Raw genomic sequence first — 13,453 nt, 5'->3', positions numbered from 1 at the left:
GGATAGGACAATGTATGCAACGAATTACCATCGCGCCTCCTCGGTCGACGAAGCCGTCAAGCTTCTGTCGAACACCGACGAGGGCAAATATGTCTCCGGCGGCATGACGCTGATCGCCACCATGAAACAGCGTCTGGCGTCGCCGAGCGATCTCGTCGATCTCAGGCACATCCCTTCGATCAAGGGGATCCGCGTCGATGGCCGCAGGGTCACGATCGGAGCGGCGACCACCCATGCGGAGGTTGCCTCCTCTGCCGCCATCCGCGCGGTCTGTCCGGCGCTCTGCGACCTTGCCGGCATGATCGGCGATCCGCATGTCCGGCATATGGGGACGATCGGTGGCTCCATCGCCAACAATGATCCGGCGGCGGATTACCCCTCGGCGATGTTGGCGCTGAACGCCGCCATCGTCACCGACCGGCGCCAGATCGCGGCCGACGACTTCTTCCAGGGTCTGTTCGAGACGGCGCTGGAAGGGGCTGAGCTCATTACCTCCATCGCCTTCGACGCGCCGGAGCGGGCAGGCTATGCCAAATTCCCCAACCCCGCCTCGCGCTACGCGATGACGGGGGTCTTCGTCGCCAAGGGGGCAGGTGGGGTGCGCGTTGCCGTCACCGGTGCCGGTGCGGACGGCGTGTTCCGCCATGCCGAACTGGAGCAGGCGCTTGCGGCGAACTTTCTGCCGGACGCGGTTACCGGCGTGACGGTGGACCCATCGGCGCTGCTGTCCGACCTGCACGCAACGGCCGAATATCGCGCCAATTTGATCAAGGTCATGGCCAAGCGTGCCGTGGCTGCGGCATAGAGCAGCCATGGAGAGGCCCGGAGCGGGGGTTTACCCTCCGCTCCGGAGAGAGTGTTTCCAGCATGGTTTCGATTGTCAATTTGATGTGATTGGCTATTCTTGTCTGGAATTGTTCAAAATTAGGGGCCATTTGCCGCAGCGGGCGCGAAAGCAATGCGGAGGGGTTGACGTGTGAACCGGCATTCTCGAAAACGGTCGCACGGTACTGGAGCATATGATGGATTTCGAAGCATTTTTTAAGGGCGAGCTGGAAGGTCTTCACAATGAAGGCCGCTACCGGATCTTCGCAGATCTGGAACGCCGCAGTGGCAATTTCCCCCGCGCTATCAGGCATACCCCGAACGGCCCGCAGGAAGTGACCGTCTGGTGCTCCAATGACTATCTTGGCATGGGTCAGCATCCGAAAGTGATCGAGGCGATGAAGCAAGCGATCGATCACTGTGGCGCGGGTGCGGGAGGCACCCGGAATATTTCTGGCACCAACCACTACCATGTTCTGCTCGAGCAGGAACTCGCTGATCTGCACGGCAAGGAATCCGCGCTGATCTTCACCTCCGGCTACATCTCCAATTGGGCGACGCTCGGCACGCTCGGCGCTCGCATTCCCGGCCTCATCATCTTCTCGGATGCGCTCAACCACGCATCGATGATCGAAGGCATTCGCTATGCGAAGTGCGACAAGGTCATCTGGAAGCATAATGACCTGCATGATCTGGAAGCCAAGCTGAAGGCGGCCGATCCGAAGGCGCCGAAGCTGATCGCGTTCGAGAGCGTCTATTCCATGGATGGCGATATCGCCCCCATCAAGGAGATCTGCGATCTCGCTGACAAGTATGGCGCGATGACCTATCTCGACGAAGTACATGCCGTCGGCATGTACGGCCCGCGCGGTGGCGGTATTGCCGAGCGCGAGGGTCTGATGGACCGACTGACCGTCATCGAGGGTACGCTCGGCAAGGCGTTCGGCGTCATGGGCGGCTATATTGCCGCTTCGAGTGCGCTCTGCGATTTTATCCGCTCGTTTGCGTCCGGCTTCATCTTCACGACGTCGCTGCCGCCGGCTCTGGCCGCCGGTGCCGTCGCCTCGATCCAGCACCTCAAGGTCAGCCAGTTCGAACGCATGCGCCATCAGGATCGCGTGCGCAAGCTGCGTGCGCAGCTCGATGCGGCCGGCATTCCGCACATGCCGAACCCGAGCCATGTCGTGCCCGTGTTGGTCGGCGATGCGGCCAAGTGCAAGTGGATTTCAGACCTGCTGCTCGACGCCGGCGTCTATGTACAGCCGATCAACTATCCGACTGTGCCGAAGAAGACCGAGCGTTTGCGCATCACGCCGACGCCGCTGCATTCGGATGGCGATATCGAACAGCTGATCGGTGCGCTGCATGCGCTCTGGTCTCGCTGTGCGCTCGCAAGGGCCGTTGCGTAAGGGACATTCCTCTTTCTGCCGGGCCGCTGTGGGCTTTTGCCAAGCCGCTATAAATTGTAAGCTTCTACTTACGTATTACGCGGCTTTCTCCCGCTGGGCGACGAGCACGGCGGCGCGGCTGCGTGCTTCCTCATCGGCGGCAAAGACGGCATCCATGGCGTCGGCGCTGCCGGTCGCAATCATCTCGTCCATGACGGCTTCGGCGATATCGGCCATTTCGAGGAAGCCGATGCGGCCATCGACGAAGGCGTGGAAGGCGATTTCTTCGGCTGCATTCATGACAGCGCCCTGCAGGCCGCCGCGCTCGAGTGCGGTGCGGGCAAGGCGCAGCGCCGGGAAACGCACTTCATCCGGCGCTTCGAAGTCAAGCCGGGCGAGCTTGGCGAAATCCAGGCGGTCGACGCTGAGCTTCGTGCGGGCGGGGTAGGTGAGCGCGTAGCCGATGGCGGTGCGCATGTCGGGACAGCCGAGCTGCGCCAGAATGGAGCCATCCGTATAGCCGACCATCGAGTGAATGACGGATTGCGGGTGGACCACGACTTCGATCTGATCGGGGCGCACGTTGAACAGGTGCTTGGCCTCGATCATCTCAAGCGCCTTGTTGAACATGGAGGCGCTGCCGATCGAGATCTTGAAGCCCATCGACCAGTTGGGATGGGCGCGCGCGATCGCTGGCGTGACATTGGCCATCTGCTCCCGCGTCCAGGTGCGGAAGGGGCCGCCGGATGCGGTCAGGATAATGCGCTCGACCGCATGCTGCTGGTCGTCTTCCAATGCCTGGAAAATGGCGCTGTGTTCGCTGTCGACCGGGATCAACCGTCCGCCGCCTTCGGCAACGGCGCGCACGAAGAGATCGCCGGCGGAGACGAGGCATTCCTTGTTGGCAAGCGCGATATCGGCGCCGCGGCGCGCGGCCGCCAGCGTCGGCGCAAGACCGGCGGTGCCGACGATCGCTGCCATCACCCAGTCCGAGGGCATCGAAGCGGCTTCGATCAAAGCCTTCTTGCCCGCGCCGACGGCAATGCCCGACCCGGCGAGCGCATCCTTCAGATCCTGATAGCGCTCTTCCTTGGCCGTCACCGCAAAAGCGGCGCCGCAGGCCTTGGCCTGCTCGGCCAAAAGCTCGATATTGTCATGCCCTGTGATGGCGGCGATATCGAAGGCATCTCGTCCGCCAAGCTGGGCGATGACGTCGAGCGTGTTCTGGCCGATGGAGCCGGTCGAACCCAATATCGTCAGGCGCCGACGCGCCTTGCTGGCGGTGTTCATTCAGGTATCCGCATTTGCTGCTATTCCTTCAAGGCTCTACAGGGGATTGCCGGGAGCGGCAAGTCCGGAGCCGTGCAACCGCGCCGCTGGCGGCGCACGCGAAAAGCGAGCATGCAATTAGTCATATTTTTTTCAATCTCCATTGAACCAAATGCAAACTGCCGCGTTTCCCGACCACCTGAGTGCGGAGGGCGACGAATGGTTTTCAAGGCGGCAACGTTCCACGGCATGGAGCTTTATCTGGAAAACGACCAGGCCAGGCGCTCGGCGCTGGAATCCGCCGTTGCCAACGCTCTCGCCGTTGCCGGCGGAATCGATGCTTCCGATGTCACCGTGATTGCGGCAGGCCAGGAAATCCGCCTGCACGGTTCGGTCGCGACTTACCAGGAGGTGAAGCGGGCAACCGCAGTCGCGGAGTCCATTCCTGGCGTGCGGCTGGTGAGGAATAGGATTGCGGTGGGGTGAGCACAAGCCTCAATCATTGTTCGTCCTGCGTCCGGTAGGGATCCGACGCGCATTCCATTGTCGGGGATACAATGCCGCTGCATATTACTCTTGTTATGTTATAACGGACCATCGGGTCAATATCGTGGTCACGTCGCCAATATCGGAGCGCTCGCGGTTTTACACACGCATTGATGCTAAAAGGCTTTTTCCGGCGCGAACGGTTGAGTTTTACAGCTAAGTACTTGCACCGTAGGCATTAGATAGAGCTTCCCAAGCTGATGCTCCTCATTCAGACCTGATTCGCAGAAAGAGCTTTCATCGCCGAACAATAAGCAGCAGATAACCATCTCTGGCCCCTCTAAAAAATGCTAATGCTGGTTGGAAGATACAAGGCCGGCGACGTAGTCTCGAAGTGGCGAAAGCGCGTCGCTGTTGTGTTCAATTATATGCTGAAGAAGAAAAAGAGAGTCATCCTTCTTATTAAACGGTGCCCGATACTCGGACAGTACACCACAAGCATAATCAATGAGATTCGCGGCATCTACGTGTGTGAGCCAATCTACATCACCAATATCATCGGCCCACTCTTTAATTCGAAATTGTTGAGTCTTTGCGGCATCCTCCAAGCTCTGTCGAACGTGAGCAAGCGTCACCTTGCCTTCTGAAACGGGGTCCTTTCGGACTATGAACGCCGCGATTGCTGCGGGGTCGACAAGGTAGCATTCGAGGTGCCGCCTAGGCAGAAATTGTAATAAGCCGCCCGAGTCCCTGCGCATTTTCTCTTTCTCAGAAACTGTGAGCTTTTCCGTGTCGAAGCTAAATGCGACGGACACGATCAAATTGGCAGCCGCAGCGCTCAACCGTTTATATACTTCATACACGATGGCCGGATCGCGCTTATTTGAATTGAAGTCACCTGTCGCCGCGACCGAGGTAAAGATCGTTCCGCGAGGAAGTGGACCGATGAGCTGCTGATAAAGGTAAGGAAAGCACAATTCTTCCGTTGGGCCCTCTACCCAAATCACCCGTTCGGCCGCAAATACATCAGCCATCGAGACGCCCAGATGCTCCGCTACCTCGCGGAATTTTCCAACTTCTGCAAGATTCAGCCGCTCAATCGACGACTCATACCCTACTCGCTTTACAAGCTGAATCGTCTTCGGATTGGCAAAGCCGATAACTTCCGGAGCATGGGTCGAGATGATATATTGATGATCTGCGTATCGCGCCTGTAGAATTCGAAGAAGGGCCTTAACGGCAGCTGGGTGCAGGAAGCTATTAATTTCGTCGATTATCACAACCGCATTATCCAAAGTCATTATAGCCGTTAGCAAGGCTATCACCTGGGAAACGCCGGTTCCGCTCGAATTGAGAGGGAAGCTTAATTCAACTCGTTCCATTGCCTCGGTTGGCCAAACGCGCACTTCAAGAAAATTATTTTCTGGTTTTGTTCGAGTGCTGATATTTCCGACGGTAGGAAATATCTCACGCAGGTGGTGGATGAGTTGACTAAATGTATCCCCTCGCTCAGCGGCTAGCATAAGCAAAATATTTGGCAGATTGCTCGCATTAGGAACTAGGCGATTTGAATACCCCTGAGGCGCTTCCCCTACGGTCATGCGCTCTGGCGCGAAATAGAACATGTCACGGCTCCAGGCGCTAAAAAGCAACCCTGGCAAAGTGTCAGCATCACTAACTTGGAGCGAGGTTTGGATATCTCCACCTACCGGCGTCGCTACTGCACACAGCCGCGTTCCCCCCGTATTTTGAAAAGCCTCAAAGAGGCCATGGGAGGGGTAGTCCGCTAAAAAGGATTGCTGCGGGCGGTGAGTTACACGCAGGAAAAGATTGTTGCTCTCGAAGATGCGCTTCAATAGGGCGGGTCCATCTGGTGGAGGCGCGCCCTGTCGCACGGGAAGGGGGAAATATTGGGGACCCCCAGAACGCAAGATCCAGTCTTTGATCTCAGGTCCGCTCACATCAAGCGTCAGATTGATCTCAGGGCTTGCTAAAGTGTGTGTCTCGAATCTCGCAGGTGTCCTGTGGCGATCATCAGCGAGGATAGGTAGCAATGCGCGAAGAAGCGCACTCTTACCCGCATTGTTTTGACCTATAATGAGATTGATGCCTCCTTCAAATTCAATATCCCCCGAATCGCTAAATGACTGGAATCCTTTAATCCGAGCTCTGACGAGACGCACGCTTTCCTCCGAACCCTCACGTTGACGTATTGGCAGCAGTTGAACATCGCCGACAATTAAAATCTACAATAACTTGTATCTTGATCGGACGTCTTCGCGGGACGATACCCCAACTTTTTCAAGTCGGTCGCAAATAGGATGCGTCACGCACGCATCCGCGATTGATTGCGGGAGCAGTTCGCTGACAACGCACCCGACATAGCTTAGAAATAACAGAGACCTACGTGAAGCGCACTCAAACGATCTCACGTGAAGGTCACCTCTCACGTTGCGGTTAATCCGCCAGTCTCTGGCAAACGCGACCGGCTGTCTTTAAAATCGCTTGGACACAATTCCAAAAAGCGCGGCGCGCTCTCCGGCAATAAGTCGATTTCATGCGCCAATCATGCGACATCGAATTCCCGCTAACCTCAGAAAATGCCTGAACTGCTGGAATGGCGCATGAAAAGCGGGTCAATAATAATGCTAAGTTATTGAAAATAATGGTGATCTCGACGCGATTCGAACGCGTGACCCTCAGATTAGGAATCTGATGCTCTATCCTGCTGAGCTACGAGACCACTCGGCATGATCCATACAAAAGCAAAGGCCGGAAGCCAAGCCTTTTTGCGTCGTGGAGACAATCTGTCTTGAGCGTGCGCCCCGCGCAGCTTTGAAGGCTGCGCGGGGCATGAAGGGAGCCTTCAGGCGTTGAGGCGCTGTTCGGCGAGGCGCACCCAGTAGGAAATGCCGTGGGCGATGGCTTCGTCGTTGAAATCGTAGGCCGGGTTGTGCAGGCCGGCGCTGTCGCCGTTGCCGACGAAGATGAAGGCGCCGGGGCGGGAAAGCAGCATGTAGGAGAAATCCTCGCCGCCCATCATCGGGTCGATATTCGGGATGACATTGCCTGCGCCGGCGATTTCCTCGGCCACTGCAATTGCGTGCTCGGTCTCGTCGGCGTGGTTGAAGGTGACGGGGTAGTTGCGGTGGAATTCGATCTCGACTTCAGCGCCGTGGCTCGTCGCGATGCCTGTCACGATCTGCTTGAAGCGCTGCTCGGCAAGGTCGCGCATCTCGGGATCGAGCGTGCGGACCGTGCCGGCGAAGCTTGCATCGTTCGGAATGACGTTATGCGCATTGCCGGCGTTGAACGTGGTGACGGAGACGACGACCGATTTCAGCGGATTGGCGCTGCGCGAAGCGATGAGCTGCAGGTTGGAGACGATCTGCGCCCCGATGGCGATCGGATCGATCGTCTTGTGCGGCATGGCGGCGTGGCCGCCGACCCCTTTGATGGAGACGGTAAATTCGTCCGTCGCCGCCATGATCGCGCCCTTGCGGATGGCGAAGTGGCCGACCGGCAGGCCCGGCATATTGTGCATGCCGTAGACTTCGGCGATCTGGAAACGCTCCATCATGCCGTCCTTGACCATGGCGTCGCCGCCGGCACCGCCTTCTTCGGCCGGCTGGAAGATGACGGCGATGTTGCCGTTGAAATTGCGGTTCTCGGCGAGGTATTTCGCAGCACCCAGCAGCATGGCGGTGTGGCCGTCATGGCCGCAGGCATGCATCTTGCCAGGCGTTTGGGAGGCATAGGGCTTGCCGGTGATTTCGGTGAGCGGCAGCGCGTCCATGTCGGCGCGCAGGCCGATCGTGCGCCCTTCGCCCTTGCCGCGGATCAGCCCGACGACGCCGGTGCGGCCGATGCCGGTCACCACCTCGTCAACGCCGAAGGCACGCAGCTTCTCGGCTACGAAGGCGGCTGTATTCTCAACGGCATAGAGGAGTTCGGGATGCGCATGGATATGGCGTCGCCACTCGGTTACTTCGCCCTGGAGTTCTGCGGCTCTGTTCAAGATCGGCATATGCTGATTTTCCTGCTGCTCAATATCGATTCTGGTTCAACCTGCGGGTCCTTGGCACAGCCTTGGCGGGCTTATCGCGGCCCTTGCGGCGTGCCATCGGGAAATAAAGTCGTCAATCGCCTTTGCCTTCTCCTAGCCATATAGGTTAAATAGACGAAGCTTTCGAGAAAATTCCGGACTTCTGAAGGATAGATCGTGCCGACGAAGCAGAATCGTTTGTATGCCGCCCTGCGGCTCGTTCCTATGGCCGCAGCAGCATCCATGCTTTTCCTGTCGACCGCGCAAACGGCCGGAGCCAATCCGCATATTCTCGTCGATGTCAGCACGGCGCGCGTTCTCGACCAGCAGGAGGCGTTTCGCCGCTGGTATCCCGCCTCGCTCACCAAGCTGATGACGACCTATGTGACCTTCCGAGCCATTCAGTCCGGTCAGATCAAACTTGATACGCCTGTCGTCATGTCGAAGCTGTCAGCCGCACAGCCACCGGCGAAGATGTACTTCAAGCCGGGTCAGAAGATGACGCTCGACAATGCCTTGAAGATGATGCTGGTCAAATCGGCAAACGATCTCGCCATGGCGGTTGCCGAGACGGTCGGCGGCTCGCAGCAGGGCTTCGTGGCGCGAATGAATGCGGAAGCCGCGCGCCTCGGCATGCGCGACTCGCATTTTATCAATCCGAACGGTCTTCCCGGCAAGGGGCAATATACGACGGCGCGTGATCTTGCCATTCTTAGCGTGGCGCTGCGCCGCGAATTTCCGCAATATGCCGGCTATTTCTCGCTCGAGGGCTTCACCAACGGTGTGAAGCAGGTGCCGAACATCAATATGCTCATCGGCCGCTTCGACGGCGCCGATGGCATGAAGACTGGTTTCATCTGCGCGGCCGGCTTCAACCAGATCGCCTCGGCAACCCGCAACGGCCGCACGCTGATCTCGGTCGTTCTCGGCACCGACAGCCTGGCGGCGCGCGCCGACGATTCCGCCAATCTCCTGGAAAAGGGCTTCCAGAACCAGCTGTCCACCCGCGACACGCTGGCGACCCTTAGGCCAGATACGCCGGTCACGGCCGATGTCGCCGATGTCACGGCCGACATCTGCAGCACCAAGGGCGCACAGGCGCGCAGCGAAACCCGCGATCCGTTCGGCCGCACCAAGGTACAGTCGCCCTATATCCACGAAATGGATCATGAGCCCAATTTCGTCTATGCCGGTCTGATCGGCGGCCAGGATATCGCGACGGCCGCCAAGGGCGACAGGGACGATGTCACGGCTAGAGGCGACAAGGCGACCAGGGACAATAAGATCGCCATCTCCGGCGGCGCGTCCAATGTGCCGGTCCCGATGCCGCGGCCCACTTTCTAATATCGGACAGGAATCATGAGCGTTTCGCAGCAAAGAGTGCCGGTTGCCATCCTGACCGGTTTTCTCGGTGCGGGTAAATCGACCCTGCTCAACCGCATCCTCAAGGACGAGGACATGCGCGACGCGGCCGTCATCATCAATGAGTTCGGCGATGTCGGCATCGATCATCTGCTGGTGGAAAGCTCCGGCGATTCCATCATCGAGCTTTCCGATGGCTGCCTGTGCTGCACGGTGCGCGGCGAGCTGGTGGATACGCTGGCAAACCTCATGGACGCGATGCAGACCGGGCGTATCCGGCCGCTGAAGCGGGTGGTCATCGAAACGACCGGCCTTGCCGATCCCGCTCCGGTCATGCAGTCGATCATGGGCAATCCGATCATCGCCAACAATTTCGATCTCGATGGCGTCATCACCGTCGTCGATGCAGTCAACGGGCTGCAGACGCTCGACAATCACGAAGAGGCGCGCAAGCAGGTGGCAGTTGCAGACCGCCTAATCGTGTCCAAGACCGTGATTGCGGGTGCCGTGCCGGAAGCGCAGCTGGAAAGCCGGCTGAGGGCGCTCAATCCGCGCGCGCAGATCCTGAATGCCGACAGCGCCGAGGCGGGACGCGTCGCCATTCTGGTCAATGGCCTCTACGACCCGGCTTCGAAGATCGCCGATGTCGGCCGCTGGCTGCAGGATGAGCTTGAGGCGGACGACGATCATCACCACGACCACCACGATCATGATCATGACCACCATCACGGCGATCATGGTCATCATCACCATCATGGGCACCACCACGGTAATCGGCATCAGCACGCTCATGACGTCACCCGCCATGACGGGTCGATCCGCTCCTTCTCGATCGTCGAGACTCAACCTATCGATCCGATGGCGCTCGAAATGTTCATCGATCTCCTTCGTTCGGCGCATGGCGAGAAGCTCTTGCGCATGAAGGCGATCGTTGCAGTATCCGACCGGCCGGAGCGTCCCGTCGTGCTGCATGGCGTGCAGAATATCTTCCACGCGCCGGTGCGTTTGCCGGCCTGGCCCGATCCAGAAGACCGGCGCACGCGCATGGTCATCATCACGAAGGATCTGCCCGAGGATTTCGTGAAGGGCCTGTTCGACGCCTTCCTCAGCAAGCCTCGCATCGATACGCCTGACAGGGCGGCGTTGGAGGACAATCCGCTCGCGGTACCGGGGATGAAGTTTTAGTTTCAGCCTTTGATATCTGGCAACCCGCCTCGCTCTGGAAGCTCCTTCTCCCCGCTGGGGAGAAGGGGTGTGCGGCAGCTACCTGCCTCATATGCGATTGCCTTCATGGTGAGGCGGGAGCGTAGCGACCCTCGAACCACGAAGATGGCGACCGCTCGCAAATGGTCATCCCTTGCGGATCACGAAGCGATGGCCGCTTTCCGTCTTCTCGCTTGTGAGAAGCGTGTGGCCTTTCTCGTTGCAGAGATGCGGGATGTCGATGACGGCAAGCGGATCCGTGGTTTCCACGGTCAAGGTCGTGCCGCTTGCCATGGCGCGCAGGCGCTTTTCCGTCTTGATCGCCGGATAGGGGCATTTCAGGCCGCGCAGATCGTAGATCTCGGTATCCGGACTATTCACTCTTCGCCCAGAACTTCCAGAAAGGCGGCTTCTTGGCCTCGGTCTGTGCGGTCTCGACGGCCGGGTTTGGCGCGTAGGCGAGCGCATTGAGGCCGGGGTTCATCGGGTTTGCCGCGGGGATCGGCACGTTCGCGGGAACATTGGCAGCAACGATCGGGCCGGCTGCGGGCTGCTGCGCGGTCGTCAACGGGGCGCCTGCCGCAGGGCTTGCTGCCGCTACGCGGATACTTGCCGTCGTCGGGTTGCCCGTCGGGCTGGCAACGGTGCCGCCGCGCGCGATTTGTTGTGCCGACTGGTTGGACATCATCGATTCGAGGTCGGCAACCTTCATCATCTTGCCGGCGGCGAGGGCGGTGCCTGTGGGAGCATAGGCGAGATCATGGCCCTTGCGCTGCTTGGCGACGACGGCCTTGCGCTCTGCCTCGGTCGGATCGTACCAGGCCATGCCGTCGAACTTCTTTGAGGCCATGGCATAGTCAGCCTGGTACTGCTTGTCATAGGTCGCAAGCGCCATCTGCAGAGCAGGCGGCGTGGTCATGACAGGGCATTTGCCGCTGGCGTTGAAGGGGCCGCTGGCCTGCTGGTTGAAGACGTATTTCTTCTCGCAGACCTCGACCTCGGGCGGGCGCTTGGTGACTTCGAAATTGTCGTAGCCGACCTTCAGCATCTTCCAGAATTCGATATTGGGGCTGAGGCGGTGCTTCCACATGTTTTCCGCCGTCATGCGGAAGGGGAAGGCTTCGAGCTGAACGGCCTTCTGGCCGCCCTTGAAGGCGTCGCGCGCGAAGGCATAGATTTCCAGCACCTGCTGGTCGGTCATCGAATAGCAACCAGACGACGAGCAGGCGCCATGGATCATCAAATTGTTGCCGGTGCGGCCATTGGCGGCATCGTAGCGGTTCGGGAAGCCGGTGTTGATCGCGAGGTAGTATTTCGAATTCGGGTTCAGGTTGGCCGGCGTCAGCATATAGAAGCCTTCCGGTGCCTGCCGGTCGCCTTCCTTCACCTTCGGGCCGAGACGGCCCGACCAGGCGCAGATCTTGTAATCGGCGATGACTTCGAAGCGGTTGCTCTGGTTCGCCTTCAGGATCTCCATCACGCCTTCTTCCTTGAAGATGCGGATCATGATCGGCGAGTTGCGGTCCATGCCCTTCTTGGCCATGTCGGCGAGGATATGGCTCGGAAGCGGTTGTTCGACCTTGTTCTTCACCTTCGACAGGTCGATCGACGCGGTGTCTAGCGCGTCGTTGCAGCCGGCGAGCGCCAGTGCCATCAGGGAAACATAGGCAAGGTGACGAATGCGCATTCTGACTTGGTCCATAAATGCGAAGAGTGGCAGCTCGATCTGTTTCGCCACTCCCCTCGAAGCATGAAACGGAATCATAGACGGCTTATACTTGAAAATTCCTTACCAGCCTATGACGTGCCCGCAGCGCGTCGGCAAGCTTTTCTTTGCCATAATAGCTTCGATAACGGAAATGTGGCCAAGGTTTGGCCTCATTTCCGTTTTTCGCGATCACTTTTTCTGAAAACAGCTTAGAGATTGCGGCCGATGTTGAGGAATTTCTGGCGGCGGTCGTTGCGCAATTGTTCACCCGAACGGCTGGAAAGCTCCGCAAGCGCGTTCGCAATCGTTTCGCCGGCCGCGCTTATCACCGCGTTCGGATCGCGATGCGCGCCGCCGACAGGCTCGGAGATGATGCCGTCGATCACGCCGAGACTTTTCAGATCATCGGCAGTTATCTTCATATTGGTGGCGGCTTCCTTCGCGCGCGTTGAATCGCGCCATAAGATCGAGGCCGCACCTTCGGGCGAAATCACGCTGTAGATCGAATGTTCGAGCATATAGACGCGGTTGCCGACGGCAATCGCAATGGCGCCGCCCGAACCGCCTTCACCGATCACGATGGAGACGATCGGCACCTTCACGCCGAGACACATCTCGGTCGAGCGGGCAATCGCTTCGGCCTGGCCGCGTTCTTCCGCCCCGACGCCCGGATAAGCGCCGGCCGTGTCGACCAGGGTGATGACGGGCAACTGGAAGCGGTCGGCCATTTCGAGGATACGGATCGCCTTCCGGTAGCCTTCGGGCCGGGCGCTGCCGAAATTGTGCTTCAGACGGCTCTTGGTGTCGTTGCCCTTCTCCTGGCCGATGAGGGCGACCGGCTGACCGCGGAAGCGGGCAAAGCCAGCCTGGATGGCGGCGTCCTCAGAAAATTGGCGATCGCCGGCCAGCGGCGTGAATTCCGTAAACAGCGTACTGGCATAGTCGACGAAATGCGGGCGCTGCGGGTGGCGGGCGACCTGCGTCTTCTGCCAGGCGTTAAGCTTGGAATAGATGTCGACCATCGCCTCGCGGACGCGGCTTTCAAGCCGCCCGACTTCCTCGGACGTATCGATGCTTTCGTCTTCGCTCGCCAGTTTCTTGAGCTCGTGAATCTTGCCTTCGAGATCCGAGATGGGTTTTTCGAAGTCCAGATAATTGTGCATGAGG

General features: G+C 59.0%; 11 protein-coding genes and 1 tRNA gene. 5 read left to right on the top strand and 7 right to left on the bottom strand.

The window, feature by feature from the left end:
• Window positions 1–10 precede the first annotated feature (10 nt).
• Window positions 11–805, top strand: coding sequence for a xanthine dehydrogenase family protein subunit M (locus FHX05_RS22270; protein WP_183874598.1), 795 nt, complete (start codon window positions 11–13; stop codon window positions 803–805).
• A 217-nt stretch (window positions 806–1,022) separates the two neighbouring features.
• Window positions 1,023–2,234: a 5-aminolevulinate synthase gene (gene hemA, locus FHX05_RS22265; RefSeq protein WP_183874596.1), complete on the top strand. Its 1,212-nt coding sequence runs from the start codon at window positions 1,023–1,025 to the stop codon at window positions 2,232–2,234.
• A gap of 75 nt (window positions 2,235–2,309) precedes the next feature.
• On the opposite strand, the gene dxr is transcribed toward hemA, so the two are convergent.
• Window positions 2,310–3,503: a 1-deoxy-D-xylulose-5-phosphate reductoisomerase gene (gene dxr / locus FHX05_RS22260; protein ID WP_183874594.1), complete on the bottom strand. Its 1,194-nt coding sequence runs from the start codon at window positions 3,501–3,503 to the stop codon at window positions 2,310–2,312.
• Between the two features lie 198 nt (window positions 3,504–3,701).
• Here dxr and FHX05_RS22255 point away from each other — a divergent pair, with 198 nt between their 5' ends.
• Window positions 3,702–3,968: a BON domain-containing protein gene (locus FHX05_RS22255; protein WP_069612897.1), complete on the top strand. Its 267-nt coding sequence runs from the start codon at window positions 3,702–3,704 to the stop codon at window positions 3,966–3,968.
• A 350-nt stretch (window positions 3,969–4,318) separates the two neighbouring features.
• Here the strand turns inward: FHX05_RS22255 and FHX05_RS22250 are convergent, their stop codons facing one another.
• The 3 genes from FHX05_RS22250 to FHX05_RS22240 all read right to left on the bottom strand — a co-directional run bounded on the left by FHX05_RS22250 (window position 4,319) and on the right by FHX05_RS22240 (window position 7,995).
• Window positions 4,319–6,151, bottom strand: a complete 1,833-nt coding sequence (locus FHX05_RS22250; protein ID WP_112607739.1) for an AAA family ATPase — start codon at window positions 6,149–6,151, stop codon at window positions 4,319–4,321.
• Window positions 6,152–6,634: 483 nt separating this feature from the next.
• Window positions 6,635–6,711 (bottom strand) — tRNA-Arg (locus FHX05_RS22245).
• A 123-nt stretch (window positions 6,712–6,834) separates the two neighbouring features.
• Window positions 6,835–7,995, bottom strand: coding sequence for a M20 aminoacylase family protein (locus FHX05_RS22240; protein WP_183874592.1), 1,161 nt, complete (start codon window positions 7,993–7,995; stop codon window positions 6,835–6,837).
• A gap of 243 nt (window positions 7,996–8,238) precedes the next feature.
• Here FHX05_RS22240 and FHX05_RS22235 point away from each other — a divergent pair, with 243 nt between their 5' ends.
• Entirely contained in the window at window positions 8,239–9,357 is a 1,119-nt protein-coding gene (locus tag FHX05_RS22235) for a D-alanyl-D-alanine carboxypeptidase family protein (protein WP_183874925.1), read from the top strand.
• 15 nt (window positions 9,358–9,372) lie between these two features.
• Window positions 9,373–10,560 (top strand): GTP-binding protein, encoded by a 1,188-nt coding sequence (locus FHX05_RS22230; RefSeq protein ID WP_183874590.1) that lies wholly within the window; start codon window positions 9,373–9,375, stop codon window positions 10,558–10,560.
• A 165-nt stretch (window positions 10,561–10,725) separates the two neighbouring features.
• Here the strand turns inward: FHX05_RS22230 and FHX05_RS22225 are convergent, their stop codons facing one another.
• The 3 genes from FHX05_RS22225 to FHX05_RS22215 all read right to left on the bottom strand — a co-directional run bounded on the left by FHX05_RS22225 (window position 10,726) and on the right by FHX05_RS22215 (window position 13,449).
• Window positions 10,726–10,959: a sulfurtransferase TusA family protein gene (locus tag FHX05_RS22225; protein WP_183874588.1), complete on the bottom strand. Its 234-nt coding sequence runs from the start codon at window positions 10,957–10,959 to the stop codon at window positions 10,726–10,728.
• Entirely contained in the window at window positions 10,952–12,265 is a 1,314-nt protein-coding gene (locus FHX05_RS22220) for a murein L,D-transpeptidase family protein (RefSeq protein ID WP_183874586.1), read from the bottom strand. The genes FHX05_RS22225 and FHX05_RS22220 overlap by 8 nt, the downstream gene beginning before the upstream one ends.
• A 230-nt stretch (window positions 12,266–12,495) precedes the next feature.
• Window positions 12,496–13,449 carry an acetyl-CoA carboxylase carboxyltransferase subunit alpha gene (locus FHX05_RS22215; protein WP_112336422.1) on the bottom strand — a complete coding sequence of 318 codons (954 nt, stop codon included), beginning with the start codon at window positions 13,447–13,449 and terminating at the stop codon, window positions 12,496–12,498.
• Between the last annotated feature and the right edge of the window lie 4 nt (window positions 13,450–13,453).

This window comes from Rhizobium sp. BK491, from assembly GCF_014194925.1.
Taxonomy (GTDB): Bacteria; Pseudomonadota; Alphaproteobacteria; order Rhizobiales; family Rhizobiaceae; genus Rhizobium.
The sequence above is the reverse complement of the archived record's forward strand: the minus strand, read 5'-3'. Positions and strand labels throughout refer to the sequence as shown.